Here is a 26,135-nt window from a genome sequence, read left to right as displayed (position 1 = left end):
TGTGCAGCTGGTCTGGCTCGTCATGGCCGGCATGCCTGCAGTGCAGACGACTGATCGGGTGCGTAACCCGGGTGCATGGGGCACACCCGGGTTACGCATCGACCACACTTCACTAGGCCGTGAGCAGCACCTTGCGCAGCGTGTCGATCAGTTCGTCGATCTGCGATTTTGAAATGATCAGCGGTGGCGACAGCGCGATGATGTCGCCGGTGACGCGGATCAGCAGACCGGCCTTGAACGCATCGGTGAAAGCCTTGTATGCGCGTTTGGTCGGCGCGCCCGGGATCGGATCGAGTTCGACAGCGCCAACCAGACCGAGGTTGCGGATGTCGATGACGTGCGGGCAATCCTTCAGGCCGTTGTGGAGCGCGTCCTGCCAGTAGGGCGCGAGCGCGGCCGCGCGGGCGAACAGATCTTCCTCCTGATAGGTATCAAGCGTCGCCAGCGCCGCGGCGCAGGCCACCGGATGCGCCGAGTAGGTGTAGCCGTGGAAGAATTCGATCTGCTCGGCCGGGCCCTGCATGAAGGCCTCAACAATCGCATCCTTGACGAACACAGCTCCCATCGGGATCACACCGTTGGACACGCCCTTGGCGGTGACGATGATATCGGGGGTGACGCCGAAATAATCGGCGGCGAAAGGTGCCCCGAGCCGCCCGAAGCCGGTGATCACCTCGTCGAAGATCAGCAGGATGCCGTGCTTGTCGCAGATCGCGCGCAGACGCTCGAGGTACCCCTTGGGCGGAATCAGCACCCCGGTCGAGCCGGCCATCGGCTCGACAATGACGGCGGCGATGGTGGAGGCGTCATGCAGCGTGATGACACGCTCCAGATCGTCGGCGAACTCCACCCCATGCTCCGGCTGTCCCCGGCTGAAGGCGTTGCGCGCCAGGTCATGTGTGTGGCGGATGTGATCGACGCCGGGCAGCATGGTGCCGAACGCCTTGCGGTTGGCAGCAATGCCGCCGACCGACATGCCGCCGAAGCCGACGCCGTGATAGCCGCGCTCGCGGCCGATCAGGCGAACACGCTCGCTCTTGCCGATGGCGCGATGATAGGCCAGCGCGATCTTGAGCGCGGTGTCCACCGACTCCGAACCGGAATTGGTGAAGAAGACGCGGTTGATGCCTTCGGGCGCGATTGCCGCGAGACGGTTGGCGGTCTCGAACGCCAGCGGATGGCCCATGTTGAAGGTCGGCGCGAAATCCAGGGTCGCGATCTGCTGCTGTACTGCCTCGACGATCCGCGGCCGGGCGTGGCCGGCATTGACGCACCACAGCCCCGCGGTGCCGTCCATCACCTGGCGGCCGTCGGGCGTGGCGTAGTGCATGTCTTTCGCCGAGACGAACAGACGCGGGTCCTGCTTGAACTGGCGGTTGGCGGTGAACGGCATCCAGAACGACGAGAGATCGTTGGGGACGACCGGCGGCTTGCTCTGGATATTCATCAGTGGATCCTCCCGTGCGCGGCGTGGGCCTGTTCGATTTTTTGGACATGATGACCGATCGCCTCGGCCACGGCCGGGTGCACGATCTTGCCCCGACGGACATTGAGACCGGCATGCAGGCCGGGATCATCATCGATCGCCGCAACGCCTCGGGCGGCGAGCGCCAACCCATAGGGCAATGTGGCGTTGTTGAGCGCATGGCTCGACGTCAGCGGCACGGCGCCGGGCATGCTGGCCACGCAATAGTGAATCACACCGTCGACCACGAAGGTGGGATCGTCATGGGTGGTCGGGTGCGACATCTCAAAGCAGCCGCCCTGGTCGATGGCGACGTCGACAATGACGGACCCCTTGCGCATCTGCGGCAGCATCGCCCGTGTCAGCAGTTTTGGCGCCGCGGCACCGGCGATCAGCACCGCGCCGATCACCACGTCCGCCTGCAGCACCTCTTCCTCGATGGCGCCGAGTGTCGAGAACCGCGTCCGCACCCGTCCCGCAAACAACTCGTCAATCTCGCGCAGCCGCGGCAGCGACCGATCGATCACGCTGACCTCGGCGCCGAGCCCGATCGCCATCCGCGCCGCATGGGTGCCGACCACGCCGCCACCGATCACCACCACCCGCGCCGCCGGCACGCCGGGCACGCCGCCGAGCAGAAGGCCGCGGCCACCGAGATTGCGCTTGAGCGCTGCGCCGGCCGCCTCGATCGACAGCCGGCCGGCCACTTCGCTCATCGGCGCCAGCAGCGGCAGACCGCCTTTGGCATCTGTGACGGTTTCATACGCCACCGCTGTGCAGCCGGATTCCATCAGACCGGCGGCCTGCTCCGGATCGGCGGCAAGATGCAGATAGGTAAACAGGATCTGGTTCTCGCGCAGCTTGCGCCACTCAGTGGGCTGCGGCTCTTTCACCTTCACGATCATCTCGGCGGTGGCGAAGATCTCGTCGGCGTCCGCGGCGATCGTGCCGCCCGCAGCACGATAGACCTCGTCGTCGGCGCCGATGCCGGCGCCCGCTCCGGTCTCAATCAGCACGCTGTGGCCGGCCGCCACATATTCCCGCACCGACAGCGGCGTCAGTCCGACGCGGTATTCGTGAGTCTTGATCTCTTTGGGAACACCAATCCGCATCGCGCACCTTTATATCTTGGAAGCCGGCTGATCGGCAGCGTAGCCGGGGCTGTTCGAAATTTTGTGCGGGAGTGGCACCGCCCGTGCCTATCCTTTGCAATATCTCGGCGCTAAAATACCAAATAATCGAATATTATTCGGAGAACCGGACAATGACCGCATTCGATTCAATCGACGGCACCATCATGCGGGTGCTGCAGCAGAACGGGCGGCTGTCGAACCTCGAATTGGCCCAGCAGGTCAACCTGTCGCCGTCGGCCTGCCTGCGGCGGGTACAGATGCTGGAGCAACGCGGCGCCATCGCCAAATATGTCGCCCTGCTCGACCCGCAGGCGCTGGACCTCACCGGCATCGCCATCGTGTTCGTGACGCTGGACCGGATGTCGCGCAAGGATATGGAGGTGTTCGAGAAGGCGGTGCTGAAGCCGCCGGAGATTCAGGAGTGCTTCCTGATCGCCGGCTCCAACGATTACCTGGTGCGCATCGTCTATCGCGACTCGACCGACCTCGAGCGCATCCACACCGATATCCTGATGAAGTTGCCCGGTGTGGTCCGCACCCAGTCGACCCTGGTGTTGCGCACGGTGAAGAAGACCACGGCGCTGAAGATTTAAAGCGCAGCCCCATCAATCCGCATGCAGCGCGGCGATGGTGTCCTTCACCAGACGCTGAACCGCAACGATGTCGTCATGCGGCGTGTATGAATTTCCCAGTTTCACGATCACCAGATCCTCGGAGGGAATGACAATCGTATATTGCCCCTGGCTCCCGAGCGCCATGAAGCTGTCGGCGGGGAAGCCCGCGGCGACGCGCTCGCGGGCGGCGCTGGAATTGCCACGCTGGGTCCAGAACCCTGCTCCGTAGCCATACGCATCGCTTTGAGGGGTCAGCCGGGCGGAATAGTCAACCCAGCCCTCGGGCAGGATCCGTTGCCCGCCGGGCGACACGCCGTCCCGCAAATAGAGCAAACCAAACCGCGCCCAGTCGCGCGCGCTGGCCCACAAATGAATGGTTCCAAGCGGCGTGCCCGCGCTGTCGTATTCCTGCGTGGCGTGTTCGATGCCCAGGGGGCCGAACAGTTCACGCTCGATGAATTGACGCGTGGATTCGGCATCGCCGCCGATGGCGTCGCGAACGATCCGTGACAGCAGAACGAAATTGCAGTTGGTATACCGCCACTCGTGGCCGGGTTCGGCGCGCAGGCCGCGGCTTGCCGCAAAAGCGAACTGATCGGGCATGTCAAATTCCATGTGCGTATCGGTGTCGAAGATGGTCCACCAGCCGAAATGCAGGGATTGACCGCAGTTGATGCCGCTCACCATGCGCAGCATCTGATCGATGCTGATCCGGCGTCGGGAATCGCCCGGTGCGAACCATTCCGCGATCGGCGCCGGTCCGTTCACATCCAGCTTTCCTTTCCGCACCAGGATGCCGAGAAGGGCGTTGGTGACCGACTTGGTCATCGACCATCCATGCAGCGGCGTCACCGCGGTCATGCCGGGCGCGTACCGCTCAGCGATCACCTGGCCGCGGTGCAAAACGACGACGGCCTTGGTCCAGCGGTGTGGCGCGGTTGCTGGCTCGGCAAAGGCATGATCCAGCGCCTGAGACAGTGCAGTATTTCCAGGCACGACAGGACCCGGTTCGGCGATCGACGGAAGCGACGACTGAGACCATGAAGCGCGCTTTTCATTGCGAGTACCATGAACACCATTGCCGGAGTGAACCACCCGGCAACCGTACGAACCTTCATCGACAGCACGGCTGCTCACCAAACCAGCGAGGCTGACGCGTACTTCGCTCCGTTCACGGTCAATCTCATAATGGATGAGTTTACCGATCGATCCGAACTTGGGCTGGATCGCCTCGCGATAGTAGTCCGTCGGATCCAGGCCACCCACGAACACCGCCGAGCATAATTGATGGCTCGCAAAATGCACCGGCACGCCAACAACCCGGTCAAGGCGATAGCGGATGCCGAACAGGACGGCGGCCAGTGCAAAGCCGCAGATAATAAAAGCCAATGTCATTCTGGTCCGCCTTGATGCCGCTCGCGTGGCTCGTTTGCTGTGGTTCATTCAAACAATCCCGGAGGCTCATGCCGCTTCAGGCACTGCACCGCAGGCAGCCGAGCGCGCACGGATCGGTTCGTTTTCGTCATGGACAAAATATAAGCTATCGCTCACAATATAATACTCGCAATTCCGAGCGGACGCGCATGGCCCGAAAACCGTCGACAAGGCCTAGAAAATCAGCCTCTCAGGAGCGATCGCGTCTGACCGTCGATGCGCTGCTGGAAGCGACTGCTCGCGTCTTGACCAGGGAAGGCTACGACAGGGCAAGCACCAACAAGATCGCCGCCGTGGCGGGCGTCAGCATCGGATCGCTCTACCAGTACTTCCCCAGCAAGGAAGCGCTGGTGTCAGCCGTTGTCGACCGTCATATGCGCGAGATGCTGCAGCTGGTGCGCCACTCATTGATCGAGGTGGCGGCCCGCCCGGTCGAGGTCGCGGCGCGCGAACTCGTGTCCGTCATGATCGAGGCCCATCGCGTCGATCCCAAACTGCATCGCGTCCTTGTCGAGCAGGTGCCGCGCGCCGGACGGCTGGAAAATATCGACGCCATCGAGCGCGAAACCTATGCACTTGTCCGGGATTACATCGTGGCTCACCGAGACCAACTCGATGTTGCCGATCCGGACATCGCCGCATTCGTCTGCGTGACCGCCGTGGAGGCGCTGACCCATGCGGCCGTCGTCCGTCGCCCGGATATCTTGACCGACGAAAAAGCGGACAGGTTCGTGGACGACGTGACGCGCCTGATGGTCCGGTTCCTACAGACACCATGATCCGACAGGCGGGAGCACACCTGAGTGCGCGCCCTCTGCAGTCGCTCAGTCCAATCCCTCCACGGCAACCATGTGCCGCTCGGAGGTTCCGATGGTGTATTTGCGCGCTTCGGAATACTCCGGCGAATGGTAGCAGCGCTCCGCGGCCTCCAGGCTGGGGAAACGCGCCACCACGCTACGCTCGTAGGCGCCGCCCTCCAGGATCACCTGCTTGCCGCCGCGCGCCAGGAAGACGCCACCGTGTTTTTCGATGGCCGGGCCGGCCAGTGCGGCGTATTTCGCGTAGGTTTCGGGATCGGTCACGTGCACCCGTGAACACCAATAGGCCGACATCGTAAAACTCCCTTGGCTTTCGAATGATGGACTGGAGCGTTTTCCAGCGAGGTGGATACCGGTTCGCGTTAAGAAAACGCGTCAAAACAAGAATCTAGAGCTTCCGTTCCGATTCTATCGGAACGGAAAAAGCTCTGAGTCAGCTCGGCTCGCCGCGTCCGCCGCGGTCGATGCCGTGCATGGCTTCGAGCACCGCGCACACCGACGCGGTGTCGCGCGCGCCGAAGCCGAGCGCCTCTCCCGCCATATAGAGCTGGGTCGCGGCCTGGTAGACCGGCAGCGCGCATCCGAGCTCAGCGGCGAACGCGCTGATGATCCCGACATCCTTGAGATGGGTGCGAATGGTGGCGGTCGGCATGTCGTAGGCGCTGTCGCGCATCAGCGGGCCACGCACCTGGAACATGCGCGAGGTGCCGGCGCTGTCGGCCAGGGTGTCGTAGACCACGGCCGGATCGAGGCCCGCCTTGACGCCGAGCAGCATCGCTTCCGCCGCGGCGACGTTGTGAATCGTCACCAGATGATTGGCGATGTACTTCATGATGCTGCCGTTGCCGAACGGCCCGAGATAACGCTGCGCACGCGACATGCCGGCAAACACACCGGCGCAACGGACAAACGCCGCCTCGTCGCCGCTGGCGAACACCACGAGATCCTTGGTCACGGCCTGGGCGCCGGTGCCGCTGACCGGGCAATCGAGCAGGACTTTCGCCGCCAATGCCATCTCCGTGTGGGCTGCACGCTTGGCCGCGAGTGGCAGCGTCGAGCATTCGATCGCGATTTGGCCGCTGCCGGCGGCGCGCGCCATGCCATCCGGCCCGCTCACTGCAGCCGCGAGCGCGTCGGCATTCGGCAATGACAGGATGATGATATCGGCGGCCTCCGCCACAGCTCGCGGCGAAGCGAGTGCACGCCCGCCGACCTCCTCCAGGCGCGCACAGGCCGCAGCCGACGGATCGTAGCCGACCACGGCAAAACCGGCCGCGTGCAGATTGCGGGCCATCGCCGAACCCATGATGCCGACGCCGACGATGCCGACCGTTTCAACCATGTGATGTCTCGTACGTTGGAAAGTGGTCCCGGACGTGGCCGTCCGGGACCAGTCTTCACCGCGGATTCACCCGCGGTGACATCGCGGGCTCGTTACTTCCGAGCATCCGCGTAAGGATAGGCCAGGTCGCCCGACTTGTAGAGCGGCGGATAGATGATCACTTCCTTGCCGGCCTGGGTGAACTGCTGGATATCGTTGCCCTTGATGTTGCGGAACTGCACCGCAAACATCCGCGGCTCGACCCATTCGCCATCCGCTCCGAACGTGACGTCGCCGATCACGGTCTTGAACGTGCTGGAATGGATATAGCTGATCAGCTTCTGCTGATCGACGCCGTTGGTGTTGACCACGGCTTCGCCGAGGATCTGCAGCGCGGAATAGACGAAGGCCGGCACGTAATAACCGAGCACGTCGACGCCCTGCTCCATCGCCTTGGCCTGATACTTCTTCAACATCTCCTCGATGCCCGGAAATTTCACCGTCGGCTCCGGAATGTACTGCTCGAAGCTCAGCACGCCATTCAACGCCTCGCCGAGTTGCTGTTTGATGGCGGCATATTGCGTGCCGACCATGGCACCGCCGAACATCTTCGGCTCGAGCTTGATCTCATGCGCGGTGCGGATGATGCCGACGGTGTCGGATGGATACGATGCCACGAACACCAGGTCCGGCGAGGTCGCCTGCAGCGCCTTCATCACCGGCGTGAAGTTCACCGTGGTCGGCGGATAGACCTTGTCATAGACGACGTTGAGACCCAGCCGCTTGGCATGCGCCCGCGCGCCATCCAAGGCGTTCTTGGAGAACTCGGCATCCGCGCCGACCAGCGCCACGCTGGTCGGTTTCGGAGTCATGGTCATGGCGTTTTCGAAATAGCCTCGGGTCAGCGCGTCCTTGCCGTTGGGCCCGTAGGGCTGGATCTGGAAGTAACCGGGATATTTGAACTGCTCGTTTACGGCGAGCGCGAACATGCCCATGATCAACCGCTTGCGCTGGATGATGGTCGGCATCGCCGGCGCGGTCTGGTTGGTGTTGTTCGACAGCAGCAGGTCGACCTTGTCGACGTCCAGCAGCTTGGAATAGATGCCGGGCACCAGCCCGGGATTGCTCTGGTCGTCATAGACCACGAGCTCGACCGGCCGGCCGATCAGGCCGCCGGCCTTGTTGACCTCGTCAGCCCAGATCTGTGCGCCGAGCAGCGCCGCCTTGCCGTTGCCGGCCAGCGGCCCAGTCAGTTGCATGGCGAACCCGATCTTGATGGGATCGGCGGCGAGCGCCGCCCCGCCCCACATCATGGCCGCACTGGCCATGGCCGTCATGCCCGCCATCAGCTTCAGTGCGCTCCAGCGTTTCATGCCCCTCGTCGACGATGTCATGTCTGCTTCCTCTCCCTTGTAGCGGTGACCTTTTGGACACTCGTAGATTCAAAGCCCCAGATAGTGTTTGCGGATGAGATCGCTCTGCCGCATCTGCTCCGGATCATCGCCACGGAACGCGATCTCGCCGTGGACGATGACGTAGCCCTTGTCGGCGATCCGGATCGCTTGGGTGAAATTCTGCTCGGCCATCAGCACGGTGAGATGATAACGCTCCTTCAGCTGCGCGATCATGTCGATGGTCCGGCTGACGAACAACGGCGCGAGGCCGACCGACGGCTCGTCGACGATCAGGATGCTCGGCGCCGACATCAGTGCACGTCCCAGCGCCAGCATCTGCTGCTCGCCGCCGCTCATGGTGCCGGCCAATTGCGAGCGCCGTTCCGCGAGACGCGGAAACGCTTCGTAACAATAGGCGATATTCTCTTTCAACTTGCCGCGCGCGGTCGGCCGGAAGGCGCCCAGCAGCAGGTTTTCCTCCACACTGAGCCGCGGAAACAGCCGCCGCCCCTCGGGCACCAGTGCAATGCCGAGATCGACAATGGCCTGCGTCGCCATGCCGACGAGATCGTGCTCGCGGCCATCGATGGTGGCGACGATGCGGCCCGAAAACGGGCGCACGATGCCCATGATGGCCTTGATCAGCGTGCTCTTGCCATTGCCGTTGGTGCCGAGCAGCGTCACCGTGGCCCGCGCGTCGACATCGATGGACACGTTGTGCAGGATCCGCACGGCGTCATAGCCGGCGCAGAGATTGTCGATGCGGAGGCTACTGGCCAAGGTAGGCTCCTATCACCTGATCGTCGGCAATCACTTCCTTCGGCACTCCGTCGGCAATCTTCTGCCCGGCCACCAGCACAACCAGCCGCTCGGAAAACGCCATCACGGCACGCATGATGTGCTCGATGAAAATGATGGCGACGCCGTCCTGGTTGAGCCGCAGCAGCAGCGCCACGATGTCGTCCACCTCGGAGTTGGACAGCCCGGCCATGGCCTCGTCGGACACCAGCAGGCTGGGGCTGGTCGCCATCGCCCGCGCCAGCTCGAGCTTGCGCATCTCCACCTGGGTCAATTCGCGCGGCAGCCGGTCCGCCTTGCCGCCGAGACCAAACTGGTTCAGCAGTTCGGCACTTCGATCAGTGATGTCGCGCGGAGACAACCGCGCGCCGCCCCGGGCGTTGACGGTGTATTCGAGCGGAATGCGCAGATTGTCCGCCAGGGACAGGCTGTGAAAGGGACGCGGCAGCTGGAAGCTGCGGCCGATCCCGAGCCGGGCCCGCTGATGCGCCGGCAAACCGTCGATGGGGCGGCCGGCGAAGGACACCGAGCCGCCGTCGGTCTTCAGCGTGCCGCACAGGCAATTGGTGAAGGTGCTCTTGCCGGAGCCGTTGGGACCGATCAGGCCGAGCCGTTCGCCGCGGCGCACCGATACGCTGATGTCGTTGAGCGCGACAAAGCCACCGAAGCGTTTCCGGACATTGATCGCTTCGAGGATGATCTCGCCACTCATGGCGCGCTTCTCTTCTCCGGCACCAGCAGGGCCGCAACCGGGTTCGTCTCAGGCTGCTGCGCTCCGCGGCGCCGGAATGTCTGGATCAGGCCGAGAATGCCATTCGGTGCAGCGACCACGAACAGCACCAGCAGCACGCCCACCACCAGCAGGTTGATCGACGACGAGATCAGCACCGTCATCGCTTGCTGCATCGAGCCCAGCAGCACGGCGCCGATCACCGGCCCGAGCCAGCTCGTGGTGCCGCCCACCAGCGGCATGGCCACACTATTGACGGTGTAGGCCAGGCTGAACGACGAGGTCGGCTCGACATAGGTGAGGTAGAACGGCAACGGCGCGCCGGCCATGCCCATCAGCGCACCGCTGATGGTGGCCGCGATCAGCTTCAGCCGCAGTGTCGGCACGCCCGAGGCGGCGGCCGCCGCTTCATCGTCGCGGATCGCGGCGAGGCCGAAGCCGAACGTCGATCGTTCGATCACCCGCGCAATGGCCACCGACAGCACGGCCAGCACGATCATCAGGAAAAAGAGATAATTGAGATAGGTGCCGAACACCGGCGCCTCGTTCGGACGCATGATGTAGAGGCCGCGGGAACCGCCGACATAATCCCAATTGACGATGAAGGTCTGCACCACCACCGATAGCGCGAGTGTCGCGATGGTGAAATAGATGCCGCGCAGGCGGATGGTCAGGTAACCCATCGCGAGGCCGATGCCACCGCACAGCACGCCCGCGATCAGGATCAGCGCCGGGATCGGCAAATCGAGCCACTTGTTGATCGCGGCCGCGCTGTAGAGCCCGATGGCGAGAAAGGCGGTGGTGCCGAAATTGACGTAGCCGACATAACCGCCGAGGATGTTCCAGGCGGTCGCCAGCACCACATACTGCAGCACCACATAGGCGGCGAAGATGTAATATTCGTTGGTCACCAGCAGGCTGATGCCGGTCAACAACGCACCGACCAGGATTGCGAGGGCGATGAAGCGCAGGTTCGACATCAGGCCCTCCCGAACAGGCCGGCCGGCCGCACCACCAGCGCGATCAGCAGCAACCCGAACGCGACCGCCGGCGACCAGGACGGACCGTAGAACGTCGCCGTGATGCTTTCGGCGACACCGACAATGATCGCGGCAACGAAGGTGCCGGGAAGCGAGCCAACACCGCCGAGCACGCAGATCGCAAAGATGCGGCCGATATAGTCACGTCCCATCGACGGCTCGACCGGCTGCAGGATGATCAGGAATGCGCCGGCGAGCGCCGCGGTCGCAGTCGAGATGCCGAACGCGATGCGCTTGATGCGGACCGGATCGGCTCCCATCAGCTGCAGCGCCAGCTTGTCCTGCGCCACCGCCAGGATGGCGCGGCCGGTGAAGGTGTTGCTGAAGAAGATCTGCATCCCGGCCAGCAGGATGACCGAGGCCACGAACGGGATCAGCATGCGCAGTGGCAGCGACAGCGGACCGATGTCGAGCGTGGGCCCGATATAGGAGGCCTCCACCAGGCGGTAATCGACGCCGAAAATCAGTTGCAGGCCGACTTCGGTGATGAACAGCAGACCGAAAAAGAACGCGAGCCCGCGGATCAGTTCAGTGCCGCGCCGCTCGAACGCGATCTCGTATCCGGTGTAGAGCGCCATGCCGAGGAAATAGAACGGCACCGTGCACACAATGCCGATCAGGACCGGATCCCAGCCGAACTGGGTGTTCAGCACATAGGCGATGAACGACCCCAGCAGGATCAGCGCCGGATGGGCGATGTTGCTGATGCCCAGCATGCCGAACGCAACCGAGATTCCGACCGCCATCGCCGCATAGAAGCCGCCGATCAAGATACCGGAGACCAGGGCGTCGAGCAGCAGACTTGCAACCTGTCCCATCGCGGGTTCGTTTCCTCAGAGGTTTCCTCGCCTCGCCGTTATCGGCTTGTTGCTTGTGGCGTATCGTTTCGCGGGTGTTGTTACGGCATCAGGATCGACGAGCCCCGCGTCTGGCCGGCCTCGAGATCGCGATGCGCCTTGGCGGCATCCGCGAGCGCGTAACGCTGGCCGACCTGCGGGGTGATGACGCCCTTGCGCACCAGATCGAACACCGCGGCGGCTGACGCCACCAGATCCTCGCGGGCGGCGATGTAGGTCGCAAGTGTCGGGCGGGTGTAATACAGCGAACCGTTCTTCTGCAGCCGTGCCGCTTCCAGCGGCGGTGGTGCGCCGGTGGTGGCGCCGAAGGTCACGAACAGGCCGCGTGGCGCGAGCGAGGCCAGCGTGTCCTCGAACGTGGTCTTGCCGACGGAATCGTAGGCAACCGCGACGCCCTTGCCACCGGTGAGCGCCCGCGCCCGCTCCGAAATATTTTCGCGCTTGCGGTCGATGACGGCGTCGTAGCCATGCGCCAGCGCCAGCTTGATCTTGTCGTCGCCCGCCGTCACCCCGATCATCCGGGCGCCGAGATGACGGCCCCATTGGCCGGCGATCAGGCCGACGCCGCCGGAGGCGGCATAGAACAGCACCTGTTGCCCGGCCTGCACCACGTGACAGCGGTTGAGCAGGTATTCGACCGTCATGCCCTTCATCAGCACGGCGGCGGCAGCCTCGTCGCTGACGCCGTCGGGAATCTGGACAAGGCGCGCCGCCGGCATGATGCGATAATTAGCATAGGCGCCGGGCGCCGAGCCGCCATAAGCCACGCGATCGCCGACCTTGAGACCGGTCACGCCGGCTCCTGTCGCTTCGACCACGCCGGCCGCCTCGGCGCCGATGCCGGCCGGCAGATCCATCGGATAGGATCCGTCACGGAAATAGACATCCAGGAAGTTCAAGCCGATGGCGGTCTGCCGCAACAGCACCTCGCCCTCGCCCGGCGGCGGAAGCTCCACATCGGCGATTGTCAGGACATCCGGTCCGCCCTGGCTGGCGATGCGGATCGCCTTGGCTTTGGTGCCCATCACGATGCTTTCTTGATCTGGGCCGCGGCCGGCGTCTGCAGCCTCATCCCGTCGGGAATCGGCAGCGGCGTGTTCGGGCTGTCGAGGAACTCGACGGTGGTGAACAACAGGTCGGTGGTGCCGATGTTCTCGACGGAGTGCACCATGTACTCGCCCGCGCCGTAAGAGAGATGCTTGGTCTCGCCCTGGTGATGGTCGGTGTCGACGATGCGCCCGTCCTCAAAATAACCGCGCGCCTTGCCGGCGTTGTGGGCGGTCCAGAAATAGTTCAGCACATGGCGATGAAAGCCGCAGCGCTTGCCGGCGGGAATATGCAGGTGCCAGACCCGCACCTTCTCGGTCTCCGACACCAGCACGCTGCCGACGCAGCCATTGTGATAGCCCTGCTCGAATTGCTGCTGCAATTCCTGCGGCCAGTGCGCGCGAGGGGATTGATCGGTCATCGGGGTTCTCCCTGTTGGTCTTGATCGGTTCGGCAGTTGGTCGCAAGGCCGGCACGGTCCGTTTCGCCGCCACTGGCCCCGCGCATCAGGCGACTTCCTTTTTCGTCTGTTCGACGCCGCCGCGCGTCCGGACCACGACCTTGATCGCATCTTCGATGCGGTTGCGCGCATAGTGCAGCGCCGTCGGCAGGTCGGCGAGCGGAAAAGTGTGGGTGTGGATCAGCCTGGCGTCGAAGCGCTTGGCTGCCATCAGCGCCATGGCGCGGTGGGTCGCGCTCCTGCCCTCACCGCGAATGCCGTAGACATAGACGTTATTCTTGACCAGCGCGCCGATGTCGGCGAGCACCGGTTCGTGCGGAAAGGCGGCGAGGCAGATCTTGCCGCCGCGGTTGATCATCTGGGCCGCCTCGTTGATCGCCGTATCGGTGCCGGCGCATTCAATGACATAATCGGCGCCGCGCCCCGTCATCTGCTTGACCACCGACACCAGGTTCTCGTTGCGGATGTTGACGACACGGTCGGCGCCGAGCTTGCTCCCGATCGCCAGCCGCGCATCGCGCGTGCCCGACAGGATCACCGGATCGGCGCCGAGCGCCTTGGCCACCGCCACCGCCAACAGCCCGATCGGTCCGGGACCGCTGACCACGACGCTTTCGCCGGCAACGAGGCCGCCGAGTTCCGTCAGCCCGTACATCGACGTCCCGGCGGTGACGACCAGCGTCGCCTCCTCGTCGCTCATGTGGTCGGGCACCCGTGCCAGGGTGTTGATGTTATTGATGGCGTATTCGGCGAAACCACCGTCGGTGGTGAAGCCGTTGGCGCGATGGCCCTTGTCGACCGCGCCGTAATTCAGGCCGTAGTTGTGGCACGAGGTGTACATGCCCTGGCGGCAGCGCTTGCACTGGCCGCAGCCGGCGTGGATCTCCACCGTGACCCGCTCACCGACGCGGTATTCGTCAACGCCCGGGCCGAGCGCGGCCACCGTGCCCATGTATTCATGGCCCGGGGTGAAATTCCTGTTGAACGGAGGACCACCCTCGATCAGCGCCGGCGTGCCATATTCGATGATCTCCAGGTCCGTAGCGCAGATGGCGACCGCATCGATGCGGACCAGCACCTCGGCGCGCCGCGGCACGGGCACCGGCTTCTCGGTGAGCTTGAGTTCATTCGGCGCGCCGAGCACCCAGGCTTTCATCCGGTCCGGGATCGGCATGTCGCTGGAGGTGACCACCCCCGGAGAGCCATACATCGCGACGTTTCCCTGTGATTGGTTCAGTGTATTGGTTGACCAAATTTTGTATTGGTCTCGATTGTTGCAGCGAAATCTGCCGATATTTTTCTCTAACGTCAAACGCAAATCGCGTGATCTGGCAAAATTGGTCTTGAAAAACTCTCGCCTTTGGGCAAATTTCATGATTGGTTGAAATTGGTTGAGGGACAAGCACTTTGGTTCTGAACCTGCTGTCGCGCTACATCGAGGCCGGAGCCGGCACCCAGCTGCCGCCCGAGCGCCAGCTCGCAGCGGAATTCGGCGTCTCCCGCAACGAAATCCGCAAGGCGCTGGCGCGGCTCGAGGCTGATGGGCAACTGACCCGCGAAGTCGGCCGCGGCACCTTCGTGCGCGCGCCGCTGGCCGAACAGGTCTCCGAACTCGATACGCTGCAGCGAAGCACGTCGCCGCGTGAAGCGATGGAAGCCCGGCTGCTGATCGAGCCCGAACTGGCGAGCCTCGCGGCGATCAATGCGTCCTACAAGCAGATCGAAACCATGCAGGCGCTGGCCACGCAGATGCGGCACGCCAAAACCTGGGAGGCCTACGAACAGTATGACGGACGCCTGCACTGCCTGATCGCGGAGGCCGCCGGCAACAAGCTGCTGGCGGCGGTGCACGGCATCGTCAACGACGTACGGCGTGCCGTAGTGTGGAAATGGCTCGATACCCGCCCGTCCGGACCGCCGCCCGACTACTCCTCCTTCGACGAACACGACGCCATCATCGGCGCGATCGAAAAGCGCGATCGGGCCGGCGCCATGGACGCGATGCGGCGCCATCTGCGCACCACCAGCGACAAGCTGATCGGATCGCCCGGCTGATCCCATCCGCTACAGACAATTGTCCGCAATTGCCGGCCGATTGGTAAGGGATAATCGCAACGGGCGGTAAAATGGCCGCAGGAAACTAACCTTCGCCTGCATAAATCCGGACAAACCAGACGGATCCTCAGGCCCCATGCAGATGCCACTCACCTCCTTCCAGACACAGGCGAATCCAGCGCCGCCAGGGCGCCGGTTCGGTCTGGAAGCGAAGGCCTGGCAGCTCAAGCGCTGGCTGATCGTCGCAAGCATCGTGGTGTCGGCGCTGTTCCTGGTGGCGACCATCGCGGTGGTGTTCACCCTGCGCGCCAAGGTGATGGAGGAAAACAAGCTGCAACAGCGCCGGCTGGCGCTGGTGCTGGCCGAGCAGCTCGACCGCAGCTTCCAGTCGATCGAACTGGTGCAGCAGGCCATCGCCGCCGATATCACGCGGATGCCGGTGGCGCGGGATGCGGATTTCAAGGCAAGGCTCGGCACCCAGCCAATCCATGACAGCCTGCGCGCCCACACCATCGGGCTGCCGCATATTTCAGGACTGACCATCCGCAACGCGGACGGTGAACTCATCAACTCCTCGTTCGGCTGGCCGATCCCCGACGATGTGCTGAGCCCGAATCCGGCTGCGTTCTTCCGCGCCAATCCCAATGCGACATCCACACTGGGCGAGCCGCTGCTCAATCCGGAAACCCGCAAGCTCAGTTTCTTCATTTCGCGCCGGTTGTCATTTCCCGACAAAAGACTTGCCGGATACGTCAACGGCACCATGGATCTCGACTATTTCGAGGATTATTTCGCCAGCGTCACGCCGGCGGAACACGCCTCGATCGCACTGTTTCGCGACGACGGCACGCTGCTGGTGCGCTTCCCCCGCGAACCGGAGTTGATCGGGAAAACGTTCCCGGCCGTCGAACAGAATTTCACGACGCCCAGCATCGAATTCCGCCGGGACAGCGCGATCGATGGGCGCGACAAGCTGATTGCGATCCGCCGGCTGGAACACTATCCGGTCCGCGTGGTCGTGACGTCGACGGTGGTCGAAGCGCTGGCGCTGTGGCGCCGGACCACGCAATACATCGTGCTTGCCGCCGCCACGGTGCTGACGCTGGTCGCCCTGCTGGCATTTTTCGGAGTCCGCCGCTTCACCAAGGTGATCAACTCCAGCAACGCCCAGTTCACCACCGCCATCAACAACATGTCGAAGGGGCTGGTGATCCTCGACCGCAACGCGCGCTATATCGTCAGCAATGACGGTTATGTGCGGATGTACGGCCTGCCCGCGCAACTGGCCCATCCCGGCTGCGACCTCAGGGAGACCCTCGCGTTCCGGATCGCGACCGGGACCTTCAAGGGCGATCCCGACGTCTATCTACGGCAGGTGCGCGACCTGATGGCGACGGGAAGGCGCGACGAATACACCATGCAGACCGATGACGGCCGCCTGATTCATGTCGTCAACGAGCCGATTCCCGGTGGTGGCTATCTCTCCACCCATGACGACATCACCGCCAGCCGGCAGCGCGAGGAATCATTCAAGCTGCTGTTCGAGAACAATCCGATCGCGATGTGGGTCTACGACCAGGACACGCTGCGGTTTCTCGCCGTCAACGACGCTGCGGTGTCGCAATACGGCTTTGCGCGCAACGATTTTGTCGGACGTCCGATCACCGAGATCCGGCCGCCGGAAGATCGCAGCCGGTTCCTGGACTTCGTCGAAACCATTCCGGTCACCGACTATGGCGAGAGGATTTGGCGGCACCAACGCGCCGACAACAGCGTGTTCGAGGTCCGCGTCTATTCCCACGCCCTGAGTTACGAGGGGAAAAACGCCCGCATCGTCGCGGCGATCGACGTCACCGCACAGCGCGAGGCGGAGAAACGCATCGCCTACATCGCCCATCACGACAAGCTCACCGACCTGCCCAACCGCAGTTCGTTCGACGAGCATTTCACCGCCGTCATCGCCGCGGCCGCCGGCCAGCACAGCCGGATCGCGGTGATGTGCCTGGATCTCGACGGCTTCAAGCAGATCAACGACCTCAACGGCCATTCGACCGGCGACCAGGTGCTGCGCGCTATCGCCGAGCGGCTGCAGGCCACCGCCGAGGAGGCCTTCCTGGCGCGGGTCGGCGGCGACGAATTCACGCTGATCGGCACCGACAACGCCGACCGCTCGCAATCGCAGCGGCTGGCCGAGCGCCTGATCGCCGCGGTGCAGGAGGATTTTTTCCTCGACGGCCAGCGTTTCCGTGTCGGCCTGAGTATCGGCATCGCGGTCTATCCCGATCACGGCACCGACACCAAAACCTTGCTCGGCAATGCCGACCTCGCGCTCTACCGCGCCAAGGCGAAGAAGCGCGGCACCGCGCAGTATTTCAATTCCGAGATGGACGTACGGGTACGTGAGCGGCGCGCCATGCAGGAGGAGTTGCGCGGCGCGCTGCAGGCCGGCGAAATCAGCCTGCACTACCAGCCGCAGGTCGCGATGCGTCCCGAGGCGAGCCGGCAGGTGATCGGCTACGAGGCACTGGCGCGCTGGACCTCAAAAAAGTATGGCAACGTGTCGCCGGATATCTTCATGCCGCTGGCCGAGGAGAGCGAACTGATCGCCGACATCGGCGAATGGATCCTGCGCGACGCCTGCCGCGAGGCGCGGTCCTGGCGCGAGCCGAAGACGGTGGCTGTCAACATCTCGCCGCGGCAATTCCAGCAGATCGACCTGCCGAACCTCGTGCAAATGGTGTTGCTCGACACCGGGCTGCCGGCCTCGCGGCTCGAGCTCGAAATTACCGAGGGCGTGCTGATCGAGGATTTTGCCCGCGCGGTCTCCGTGCTGCGGCGGCTGAAGGCGCTGGGCGTCGAGATCGCGCTGGATGATTTCGGCACCGGCTATTCGTCGCTGTCCTACCTGCACGCCTTTACCTTCGACCGCATCAAGATCGACCGCAAATTCGTGATGGACCTGGACACCAGCCGGCATTCGCAGGCGATCGTGCGTGCGGTGATCGGGCTGGGCCAGAGCCTGAACGTGCCGGTGCTGGCGGAGGGTGTCGAGACCGAGGCGCAGTTCGCCCTGCTCGCCCGCGAAGGCTGCCATGCCGCGCAAGGCTACCTCACCGGCCGCCCGCAGCCGCCGTCGGAATTGTTCAGCGAGACCCGCAGCATCGACACGCGCGCCCGCAAGGAGGCCTGAGCGGCAGCACCTCACACGGGCGTGTGCATGAAGAACTGGGCGATCAGAACCGCGTCCATGAACGTTCCGGCATTGGCCATCAGCGACACCAACACGATGCGCCAGCCGAGCTTTGCGAACACCGGAACATCCTTCGCGATCGACAGCCCCGCGAACGCCAGCAACGGCGTCGCCAGCGCCAGAAAATTGATCTTGCCGGTGAGCGCCGCAATCTCGGCTGCGAACGGCATGCCCGGATAGGTCAGGGCCATGGCGGCGAGCGACACCCACACCACCGCCGGCACGATTCCCCTGGTCAGCCGATAGATGCCGTATCCGACAATCACGGCAGCGATGATCACAGCCAGCCCGCCGATCACCTGCGCATCCGGAACGGTCTTGTAGGCGAGGAAATTGCCGATCAGCGCCATTGCGCCCGCGATCATCCAGGCCACCAGGAGCTGCGGCAGCGACAGTTCGACCGCGGTCTCCGCCACGGCGCGCGCCGCGGGCGGTTCCCTTGCCGGCGCGTCGACGGCCTTGCCGCGCCCGAGGATCGGCTCCAGCACGCCATAGGCCCAGACCGTGAAGGGAAGCGACAGGAACAGCGTGAAATAGGTGCCGATGGTGGTGGTGATCAGGTTGCTCGCCGCGGCGAAGGCCGCGACGTCCTTGGCCACCTCGGGCGTCTGCTGTGCTGCGATCGCACCGGCGGCGGCCGCCATCATGCTGCCGGATCCGACGCCCGCGCCCATCGCCAGCGCCAGCGGATTGAAAATGCCGAGGCTCGACACCACGCCGGCCAGGATCGCAATAAAGACCGCGCCGAAAATGGTTCCGGTCATGTATTCCGCCAGCACGCCACGCCCTTCCGGACTGGCCATGCCGTATTTCTCGCCAATGATGGCCAGGCTCGGTTCGCGCCCGACCGAGAATGTCGCGCCGATGGCCTCGCGCTTGATCCCGAGCAGCAGCGCCATCGGCAGGCCGAACACCATGGTGCCGAAGAAGTGTCCGAACTCCTGAAATACCAAGGCCCAGCCGGAGCTGAAAATCCGGGGAAGCGACCCGCCGACCAGCAAGCCGAGCTTGGCGACGAACAGCAGCAGCGCCGGCTGCAGCACGGCGGCGGAAATGCTCTGCAGGCCTTCATTGACCTTGAGCGGCGCCGGCAGAACCGGCGTGGCCAGTCCCCAGGCCGCACCAAGCAGCAACGCCCAGAGCAACGGCAGAAGCACGACCTTGTAGGTGCCTCCGAGCGGAACATTGATCGCACCAATCAATTCGGCCGCCAGCACGCACAGGGCCGCATAGATAAAAACCCGGACCAGCCGGCTTGGCCCAATCAGTCCGATCGCATCTGGCAGCAATCCTGCCGTCCGACTATCGCTCATGTGTCAGCCCCCTCGCTGTCGGTCGTAGTCAAGCTTGTCCGTCACGCTCGGACGCCCGGCGCGTAGCCGAAGGCGACGGCGGGTTCGGCCGCCGTCTCGACCCAGACACTCTTGACCTGCGTGTATTCGTAAAGTGCCTCGACGCCGCTGGAGCGGCCATGGCCGCTGAAGCCGTAGCCACCGAACGGCGATGCCACGTTGATGGTCTTGTAGGAATTGATCCAGAAGGTGCCCGCCTTGACCGCGGCCGCCACCCGGTGCGCACGTCCCACATCGCTGGTCCAAACCGCGCCGGCCAGACCAAAATCACTGTCGTTGGCGATAGCGATGGCCTCGGCTTCGGTATCGAAGGGAATCGCCGCGACCACCGGACCGAATACCTCGTTGCGGGCAATGCTCATGTCGTTGCGGACGTTCTTCAGCACGGTCGGCCTGACGAAGTAGCCGCCCGGCGTGGTCTCGCCGCTCTCTCCCGTCACGATTTCCGCGCCTTCGGCCACACCATCGCGTACCATCGACAGAACGTGATCGTATTGCCTGGCGTTGTTGATCGGGCCGACCTCGATGTCCGGCGACAGCGGATCGCCGAGCTTGATCCGGGCCGCGCCCTCGGCGACCAGATCGACGACACGCTGATAGACCGACCGCTGGACCAGGAGCCGCGATCCCGCCACACAGCTTTGGCCGGCACCAGAGAAGATCGCGGCTTGGGCACCGATCGCAGCACGCGCAAGATCGGCATCCGCGAATACGATGTTGGCGGACTTGCCGCCGAGTTCGAGCACGCAGGGAAGCAGCCGTCGGGCGGCGGATTCGGCAATCAGCCGCCCGGTCGGCACCGAGCCCACGAACACGACCTTCTTCACCGCGGGCTCCGCCATCGCCGCCTGACCGGTGCTGTGACCGTAACCCGCGAGCACGTTGACGACGCCTTTGGGCAGGCCGGCGCGTTCCGCCAGCACGGCCACCGCCAGCGACGTCAGCGGCGTCAATTCCGAAGGTTTCAGCAGAACCGCGTTGCCCATGGCGATCGCGGGCGCCACCTGCCAGCCGCAGGTGAACACCGGCGCATTCCACGGCGTGATCTGGAGCACGACGCCCATCGGCTCGCGCCGTGTGTAGTTCAAATGGCTGGAGGGGACGGGAATGACCTCGCCATGGAATTTGTCGGCCCAGCCGGCATAATATTCGAACATCTCGGCAACCTTGGCGACCTCGACCCGGGTGTCGCGAATGGGCTTGCCGGCACCAAGCGATTCCAGATGGGCCAGCGGTTCGAGCTGCGCGAGGATTTCGCGTGCGATCGCCTGCATGGTGCGGCCACGCGCGGCGGCGGTGAGCCTGCTCCACTCCGCCTGCCCGGCCGCTGCGGCCGCGGCTGCCTTGGCCGCGACCGGCGCCCCCGCATCCGCATAGGACAACAGAGGCTTGCCGGTCACAGGATCTGCAATCGTCACGGCCGCGCCTTCGCCGGCGATCATCGCCCCGCCGACATGGGAGCCGACCCGGTCGAGATTGGGCCAGAAGGGAGAGAGCGCCTGTTTCAGGCGGGGATCGATGAAGTGGGTCATGCGCGTCGGTCCTTGCAGCTCAGCTCGCAAAATCAGTTCGTGGTGGCTTGGCCGAGCTGAAGCTCGACGATCCGATTGAAGTCCGCGCCGTCGGGAATCGTCGCGACGCTCTCGGCCCAGATCCGCGCGGTGTCCGCGGCCAGCGGCAGCGACAAACCGAGTTCTCCCATGAACTGCTCGGCCAACCGCACATCCTTGCGCATCAGCTTCATGCTGAAGCCGGAATCGAACGCGCCGTTGAGCACCCAGGTCGGAAAATTCACCAGCGTGACACCGGACCGCCCGGATCCGGCATTGATGCCCTCCAGCATGCGCTCGGCGTCGACACCGGCCTCGCGCGCGATCCGCACCGCCTCGGCGGCAGTGAGCAACTGCGCGGCACACAGCAGGTTGTTGATGATTTTGGTGACGTGACCGGCACCGACCGGACCGACATGCACGCGCTTGGCGCTCATCGCTTCCAGCACCGGCGTCGCGCGGGCAACGTCGGCATCCGAACCGCCGATCACCATGGTCATGGTCCCGGTGATGGCACCTTTCGGACCGCCGCTGACCGGCGCATCCATCAGCGCCATGCCTGCATCGGCCAGCAGGCCGGACAGTTTGCGGGTGGTCTGCGGGTGGGAGGTCGAGGTGTCGACCACCAGCAGTCCGGGCCTGGCATGCGCCAGCAGACCATTTTTGCCTGTCACCACCTCCTCGACGATCGCCGCGGTCGGCAGCGACAGAATGACGATTTCGGCGTCCCGGCAGAGCGGACCGATATCGGAAAATGTCTCGATCCCCTCCTCGGCAAGCGCCGCACGGGTCGCCTCCACGGCATCGAAGCCGAGCACGCGATAGCCGCTGCGCTTTAGAGACAGGGCCATCCCGCGTCCCATATTGCCAAGTCCGATGATGCCGACGGCTGCCATGATCCGGTCCCCGTGTGGTTGCCTAAAAAAATAACCGGCCAAAAAGTCGGCAGACATACCCGGGGCGTTGATTTAGTGTTGCTCTGGAGTCAACGGACGAGTCCTGCCTGACATGAACACCCCACTGGATGAGCACCGTTTGCGTTATCTGTTCGAGGCCGTCCGCCTCGGCTCGGTGCGCGCGGCCGCCGAGGGACTCGACGTCAATCCATCGGTGATCAGCCGCCAGATCGCACAACTGGAAAAAGACCTGGGCGTCAGGCTGATCGAGCGTCTCAGCCGCGGCATTCGGGCCACCGAGGCCGGCGAACTTCTGGTGCAGCGCTTTCGCCAATGGTCGGCGGACCGCGAGGACACCATCGCCAAACTCCGCGAGATCCAGGGTCTGCAGCGCGGCCATGTCGACGTCGTGCTCGGCGAAGGCTTTGTCAGCGACCTGATGTCCGGACCGCTCAACAGGTTCTGGCAGCGTCATCCACGCCTCACCATGTCGTTCGATCTGGCGGGGACCAACGAGGTCATTCGTGCTGTCGCGGAAGACAGGTGTCACATCGGTCTGGTCTACAATGCAGGACCGGATGCACGGATCAGGACCGTCGTTGCGATCCAGCAGCCCATCTGTCTCATCGCCGCCCCCGATCATCCGCTGGCGCGACGCGGCGGCCCGATCCAGTTGCGAGAGGTTGCCGGCCACGCGATCGGCCTGATGTATCCGAGCTACGGCACAAGGCAGATCGTCACCATGGCCGAGGCGTCGGAGAAGATCGGGCTCTCACCGAAACTGACCACCAGTTCGATCAGCGTGCTGCGGCACTTCGTCAAAACAGGCATGGGTTTGACGTTGCTTCCCGCATTCTCCATCACCTCCGACCTGGCTGACGGATCTCTGGTGGCGCTGCCGATCGACAATCCGCTGCTCGCATCGACGCAAGCCCAGGTCATCACTCGGCTCGGTCGGGAATTGCCTCATGCCGCCGGTCAGCTTCTCCGATTCCTGATCGCCCAGATGCGCGCGTTCCGCGAGACATCCATTCCGATGTCGGCGACGGAGCGCTGACGATGGGATGCGCGGGCCAATCATCTTCAGACGAGTCCCCACCGAGCCGCACCCGACGGCAGCGTGCTGCGCTGCCGCAACCGGGGCTGCATCCACACGGCCTTTGACGGCTGCCGCAAACGAGCACATCATTCCAGCGCCGGCCGCAGCATCTCATCTTGCGACGGGCGAAGCCGCCGGCGTTCATAATCAATAATCATCAGAGGAGCGGGAAATGGCCGAAAGCGTCTACAAGGTGATCGAACTGGTGGGCACCAGCACCGAGTCCTGGGAGAAGGCGGCGAAAGCCGCGGTCGACCGCGCCTCGAAGTCCCTGCGCGATCTGCGCGTCGCCGAGATCGTCGAGCTGGATATGCAGCTGTCCAACGGCAAGGTAGAGGCTTATCGCGCCAAGGTGAAAGTCTCGTTCAAGTTCGAAGGCGACAAGCCCGCGGGCAAGAAGCGCTGAGACTGCGTCGCATCCAACCACACACAGGCCTATAGGGCTGCCGGATCTGGGGGCTGCTGCGAGGCAGTCTCCAAATTCCGACACATCACATTCGAGCGCTGTTGCTTATCGACGTATTGCCCCGATACCCGGTCCAGCTACTTCCCGACCGCGGTCTGCAGCATCGCCTGGGCCTGCTTTTGCGCCTCCGCGAAGGTAGGCTCTTTTGACGCCAGCGGGGCGAAGCAGCGCTTGAAGGCGTCTTCACCCTGCTGGATCAGATTGCCGAGCTTGTCGTAGGCTTTCTGGCTGATGCGCTTCTGCTGCAGTGCCTCGTTGGCGTCCTCGGCCTTCTTGTTGTAGTCGGGGCGGATGGTGCTGCAGGCTGCGATCCGCACCGGCGGTGCGATCGCGCCATAGACGACATAGACCTTGTCGCCTGCGAGCGCCGAGACAAAGACCTCGTCCGCCGCGTCCGGAATCTCCGATTGGGTGCGCGCGGCAAGCATGCCGTAGACCTGCGTTGCCCCAGCGGGCTTCGCCAGCGGCAGATCGGCAAAGCTCACCACGGCGGCATCGGTCGAGATCGCCTGGGTGTAGAAGCTCTCATCCCTGAGCGCCGCGCCGATCTGCTGCGGCACGTTCTTCACCCCCTTGTCCCACCAGTCCTTGTGGGCGCGCAGCCAGCGCCCGAACAGGGTTTGCGTGGTTACGAGGATATGGGCCTTCGGCGCCACGTACTTGTCGTCCTTGCCGGTGCCCGACGGCTCCCCGTTGACGCCGGTGTCGGCATCGAAACGCAGGCCATCGAGCATGCCGAAGCCCTGGTCACTGCCGTACAGCGCATCGAGATTGAGCTTGCCCGGACCATAGCCCGGGAATGCCAGTGGCCCGAGGATGGCGCGCATCTGCGCCTCCAGATCGGCGCGCGCCGTGTCATCGGCGCTTGCGGCTTCGGCCTTGCCGCCATCGTAGAGCGGCTTGAGTGTCTTGATCGCCGCCTCGCGTGCCGCGACATAACGATCTTCCGGCGCTGGCGCGGCACGGGCGCTCGCCATGGCTGCAAGGAAGCAACCGAGCACGCACACCAGCAAGGTGGTGCTATCCGCCCCTGAAGATCGTCGTCGCAGTGTCAGTGTCATGTGTGGCCCCGCGAAACCGCAATCGTGGTGGTCCGACCTCAGGGGTCAAGCACTCAGGGTTAGACGCCGGGGGGACGCGCAGGTTCGAACGCTCCGATGACAAATTGAACCCACGCAGGCGCGGGACATCTTCAGCAACAACTCGGCACTGCGTAGAGCTCCTGCCCGGAGCGGTCAGGCACCAACCGGCTGAACGCCACCAGCAGCGCACCGGAAACAAGGATGAGAAGGCCGATGACGATGGAGGCCGGCGAGCCGCCGAGGGCGGCCAGCCACGCGCCGCCCCCGGCGAGAGCGAAGCCAATCAAGGCATAAACGACGCCCGTGATCACCGCGATCCGCGATTGATTGTCCGGATTCGTTATTCGGTTCGCCCGCTACGGGGGGCCTAACGGCGATGGCCACGATAAGGTTCCACGGCCTTCATATGGGCCATAGCAGGCGCTCCAGCCCCGCGAGGGTATCGGCCTTGTCTGGCCAGTTCGGGATGCTGAGCTGCCGGACCAGATCGCTCGCGCGATGCAGCAAAGTCAGGATCATGAGGCGCCGGGTCAGCGCGGTATCGATGTCCGCCCTGGCATAGCCAAAGCCACGCAGCAGGCTGTGCAGCCGCCTGGAATTCCCGGCTGTCATGAACGAACTGGGACCTAGCAGGTCATACTCGCCCCAGCCGGTCATGACGTCGCCGAAATCGAACAGCCCCGCAAGTTGCCACCCGCCGGGCTGTTCACTCAGCAGGATGTTCTCGGGAATGAATTCGCCAGTCAGGATCACCGGCGCAGCGTTCATCGGAATCCGTGCCGGCGCCTGAGCCACGAGATCGTCGAGTTCGGTGAGATATTTTCGCGGCAATCCCAGCCGCTCGTGGCGCGCCCGGCATCCCGCTATCTGCCGGGCGATAAACGCCGGCCACGCGGGCTCCAGATCCGCCAATTCGCCGAGCGGCGCGCGCTGAACCTGCGCAATCGTCTCGCCGATGTGATGCAGGACCCTTTCCTTCTGGTCCTCGGGAAGTTGCGGCCACGCCTGCGTTCCCAGCACCCCGTCGAGACGGGTGATGACCAGATACGGCCACCCTTCGCGCTCGCCTTCCAGCACGATCTCGGGGATCGGCACATCAAGACGCCCACTGAGCTGGCGCAGCGTGCCGCGCTCGGACACGAACTGGCTCCTCAATAGCGGCGGAAACAGTTTCAGAATGCGATGGCGTCGAGCGCGACCACGAGATTTGTCCCGGTCGCAAACGGCTCGACCGCGTCGTGGGGCAAGCCGTGACTGCGCGCGATATCGATAAC

The 26,135-nt window shown here is 64.1% G+C and carries 25 protein-coding genes; 6 read left to right on the top strand and 19 right to left on the bottom strand.

What is annotated here, in order from left to right; genetic code table 11:
- Nucleotides 1-112: 112 nt before the first annotated feature.
- On the bottom strand, nucleotides 113-1,447 hold the full coding sequence (gene aptA, locus RS897_RS21065; protein WP_315838431.1) for an omega-aminotransferase AptA: 1,335 nt from the start codon (nucleotides 1,445-1,447) through the stop codon (nucleotides 113-115).
- Nucleotides 1,447-2,577 (bottom strand): alanine dehydrogenase, encoded by a 1,131-nt coding sequence (gene ald, locus RS897_RS21060; RefSeq protein ID WP_315838430.1) that lies wholly within the window; start codon nucleotides 2,575-2,577, stop codon nucleotides 1,447-1,449. Before ald ends, aptA begins: the two co-directional genes overlap by 1 nt.
- Before the next feature lie 152 nt (nucleotides 2,578-2,729).
- On the opposite strand from ald, the gene RS897_RS21055 reads away from it, so the two are divergent.
- Nucleotides 2,730-3,191 carry an Lrp/AsnC family transcriptional regulator gene (locus RS897_RS21055; RefSeq protein ID WP_315838429.1) on the top strand — a complete coding sequence of 154 codons (462 nt, stop codon included), beginning with the start codon at nucleotides 2,730-2,732 and terminating at the stop codon, nucleotides 3,189-3,191.
- 12 nt (nucleotides 3,192-3,203) lie between these two features.
- Here the strand turns inward: RS897_RS21055 and RS897_RS21050 are convergent, their stop codons facing one another.
- Nucleotides 3,204-4,607 (bottom strand): serine hydrolase domain-containing protein, encoded by a 1,404-nt coding sequence (locus RS897_RS21050; protein ID WP_315838428.1) that lies wholly within the window; start codon nucleotides 4,605-4,607, stop codon nucleotides 3,204-3,206.
- Nucleotides 4,608-4,675: 68 nt separating this feature from the next.
- Between RS897_RS21050 and RS897_RS21045 the strand changes: the two genes are divergently transcribed.
- On the top strand, nucleotides 4,676-5,425 hold the full coding sequence (locus RS897_RS21045) for a TetR/AcrR family transcriptional regulator (RefSeq protein WP_315838427.1): 750 nt from the start codon (nucleotides 4,676-4,678) through the stop codon (nucleotides 5,423-5,425).
- Between the two features lie 45 nt (nucleotides 5,426-5,470).
- On the opposite strand, the gene RS897_RS21040 is transcribed toward RS897_RS21045, so the two are convergent.
- The 10 genes from RS897_RS21040 to RS897_RS20995 all read right to left on the bottom strand — a co-directional run bounded on the left by RS897_RS21040 (nucleotide 5,471) and on the right by RS897_RS20995 (nucleotide 14,321).
- Nucleotides 5,471-5,758 carry a DUF1330 domain-containing protein gene (locus tag RS897_RS21040; protein WP_315838426.1) on the bottom strand — a complete coding sequence of 96 codons (288 nt, stop codon included), beginning with the start codon at nucleotides 5,756-5,758 and terminating at the stop codon, nucleotides 5,471-5,473.
- Between the two features lie 139 nt (nucleotides 5,759-5,897).
- Nucleotides 5,898-6,872: an NAD(P)-dependent oxidoreductase gene (locus RS897_RS21035; RefSeq protein ID WP_315838706.1), complete on the bottom strand. Its 975-nt coding sequence runs from the start codon at nucleotides 6,870-6,872 to the stop codon at nucleotides 5,898-5,900.
- 26 nt (nucleotides 6,873-6,898) lie between these two features.
- Nucleotides 6,899-8,179 carry an amino acid ABC transporter substrate-binding protein gene (locus RS897_RS21030; protein ID WP_315838425.1) on the bottom strand — a complete coding sequence of 427 codons (1,281 nt, stop codon included), beginning with the start codon at nucleotides 8,177-8,179 and terminating at the stop codon, nucleotides 6,899-6,901.
- 48 nt (nucleotides 8,180-8,227) lie between these two features.
- Entirely contained in the window at nucleotides 8,228-8,959 is a 732-nt protein-coding gene (locus RS897_RS21025; RefSeq protein ID WP_315838424.1) for an ABC transporter ATP-binding protein, read from the bottom strand.
- On the bottom strand, nucleotides 8,949-9,689 hold the full coding sequence (locus tag RS897_RS21020; protein ID WP_315838423.1) for an ABC transporter ATP-binding protein: 741 nt from the start codon (nucleotides 9,687-9,689) through the stop codon (nucleotides 8,949-8,951). The genes RS897_RS21025 and RS897_RS21020 overlap by 11 nt, the downstream gene beginning before the upstream one ends.
- Nucleotides 9,686-10,687 carry a branched-chain amino acid ABC transporter permease gene (locus tag RS897_RS21015; protein ID WP_315838422.1) on the bottom strand — a complete coding sequence of 334 codons (1,002 nt, stop codon included), beginning with the start codon at nucleotides 10,685-10,687 and terminating at the stop codon, nucleotides 9,686-9,688. Before RS897_RS21015 ends, RS897_RS21020 begins: the two co-directional genes overlap by 4 nt.
- On the bottom strand, nucleotides 10,687-11,565 hold the full coding sequence (locus tag RS897_RS21010; RefSeq protein ID WP_315838421.1) for a branched-chain amino acid ABC transporter permease: 879 nt from the start codon (nucleotides 11,563-11,565) through the stop codon (nucleotides 10,687-10,689). Before RS897_RS21010 ends, RS897_RS21015 begins: the two co-directional genes overlap by 1 nt.
- A gap of 80 nt (nucleotides 11,566-11,645) precedes the next feature.
- Entirely contained in the window at nucleotides 11,646-12,629 is a 984-nt protein-coding gene (locus tag RS897_RS21005; protein WP_315838705.1) for a quinone oxidoreductase family protein, read from the bottom strand.
- Nucleotides 12,629-13,072 (bottom strand): cupin domain-containing protein, encoded by a 444-nt coding sequence (locus tag RS897_RS21000; protein ID WP_315838420.1) that lies wholly within the window; start codon nucleotides 13,070-13,072, stop codon nucleotides 12,629-12,631. Before RS897_RS21000 ends, RS897_RS21005 begins: the two co-directional genes overlap by 1 nt.
- An 85-nt stretch (nucleotides 13,073-13,157) precedes the next feature.
- Nucleotides 13,158-14,321 (bottom strand): zinc-dependent alcohol dehydrogenase, encoded by a 1,164-nt coding sequence (locus RS897_RS20995; RefSeq protein WP_315838419.1) that lies wholly within the window; start codon nucleotides 14,319-14,321, stop codon nucleotides 13,158-13,160.
- 197 nt (nucleotides 14,322-14,518) lie between these two features.
- Between RS897_RS20995 and RS897_RS20990 the strand changes: the two genes are divergently transcribed.
- Nucleotides 14,519-15,166, top strand: a complete 648-nt coding sequence (locus RS897_RS20990; RefSeq protein WP_315838418.1) for a FadR/GntR family transcriptional regulator — start codon at nucleotides 14,519-14,521, stop codon at nucleotides 15,164-15,166.
- 136 nt (nucleotides 15,167-15,302) lie between these two features.
- Entirely contained in the window at nucleotides 15,303-18,356 is a 3,054-nt protein-coding gene (locus RS897_RS20985) for a bifunctional diguanylate cyclase/phosphodiesterase (RefSeq protein WP_315838417.1), read from the top strand.
- A gap of 11 nt (nucleotides 18,357-18,367) precedes the next feature.
- Here RS897_RS20985 and RS897_RS20980 read toward each other — a convergent pair whose 3' ends face one another.
- From RS897_RS20980 to RS897_RS20970, 3 genes are read right to left on the bottom strand one after another with little or no spacing between them, the layout of a single operon-like run.
- The gene (locus RS897_RS20980) at nucleotides 18,368-19,729 is read right to left on the bottom strand and encodes a DUF3100 domain-containing protein (protein WP_315838416.1); all 1,362 of its coding nucleotides are present in this window, start codon (nucleotides 19,727-19,729) and stop codon (nucleotides 18,368-18,370) included.
- A gap of 41 nt (nucleotides 19,730-19,770) precedes the next feature.
- A complete protein-coding gene (locus RS897_RS20975) occupies nucleotides 19,771-21,300 on the bottom strand; it encodes an aldehyde dehydrogenase family protein (RefSeq protein ID WP_315838415.1) in 1,530 nt (509 codons plus the stop codon).
- Nucleotides 21,301-21,332: 32 nt separating this feature from the next.
- On the bottom strand, nucleotides 21,333-22,214 hold the full coding sequence (locus RS897_RS20970; RefSeq protein ID WP_315838414.1) for an NAD(P)-dependent oxidoreductase: 882 nt from the start codon (nucleotides 22,212-22,214) through the stop codon (nucleotides 21,333-21,335).
- 112 nt (nucleotides 22,215-22,326) lie between these two features.
- Here RS897_RS20970 and RS897_RS20965 point away from each other — a divergent pair, with 112 nt between their 5' ends.
- Together RS897_RS20965 and RS897_RS20960 are read left to right on the top strand one after the other, a co-directional pair.
- Entirely contained in the window at nucleotides 22,327-23,271 is a 945-nt protein-coding gene (locus RS897_RS20965) for a LysR family transcriptional regulator (RefSeq protein WP_315838413.1), read from the top strand.
- A gap of 214 nt (nucleotides 23,272-23,485) precedes the next feature.
- Nucleotides 23,486-23,719: a dodecin family protein gene (locus RS897_RS20960; protein ID WP_315838412.1), complete on the top strand. Its 234-nt coding sequence runs from the start codon at nucleotides 23,486-23,488 to the stop codon at nucleotides 23,717-23,719.
- Between the two features lie 137 nt (nucleotides 23,720-23,856).
- Here the strand turns inward: RS897_RS20960 and RS897_RS20955 are convergent, their stop codons facing one another.
- The 3 genes from RS897_RS20955 to RS897_RS20945 form a co-directional block, all read right to left on the bottom strand.
- On the bottom strand, nucleotides 23,857-24,840 hold the full coding sequence (locus tag RS897_RS20955) for a hypothetical protein (protein WP_315838411.1): 984 nt from the start codon (nucleotides 24,838-24,840) through the stop codon (nucleotides 23,857-23,859).
- A gap of 131 nt (nucleotides 24,841-24,971) precedes the next feature.
- Nucleotides 24,972-25,172 carry a hypothetical protein gene (locus RS897_RS20950; RefSeq protein WP_315838410.1) on the bottom strand — a complete coding sequence of 67 codons (201 nt, stop codon included), beginning with the start codon at nucleotides 25,170-25,172 and terminating at the stop codon, nucleotides 24,972-24,974.
- A gap of 91 nt (nucleotides 25,173-25,263) precedes the next feature.
- Nucleotides 25,264-26,001, bottom strand: a complete 738-nt coding sequence (locus RS897_RS20945) for an aminoglycoside phosphotransferase family protein (protein WP_315838409.1) — start codon at nucleotides 25,999-26,001, stop codon at nucleotides 25,264-25,266.
- Between the last annotated feature and the right edge of the window lie 134 nt (nucleotides 26,002-26,135).

It is taken from the genome of Bradyrhizobium prioriisuperbiae (assembly GCF_032397745.1).
GTDB lineage: Bacteria > Pseudomonadota > Alphaproteobacteria > Rhizobiales > Xanthobacteraceae > Bradyrhizobium_A > Bradyrhizobium_A prioriisuperbiae.
The sequence above is the reverse complement of the archived record's forward strand: the minus strand, read 5'-3'. Positions and strand labels throughout refer to the sequence as shown.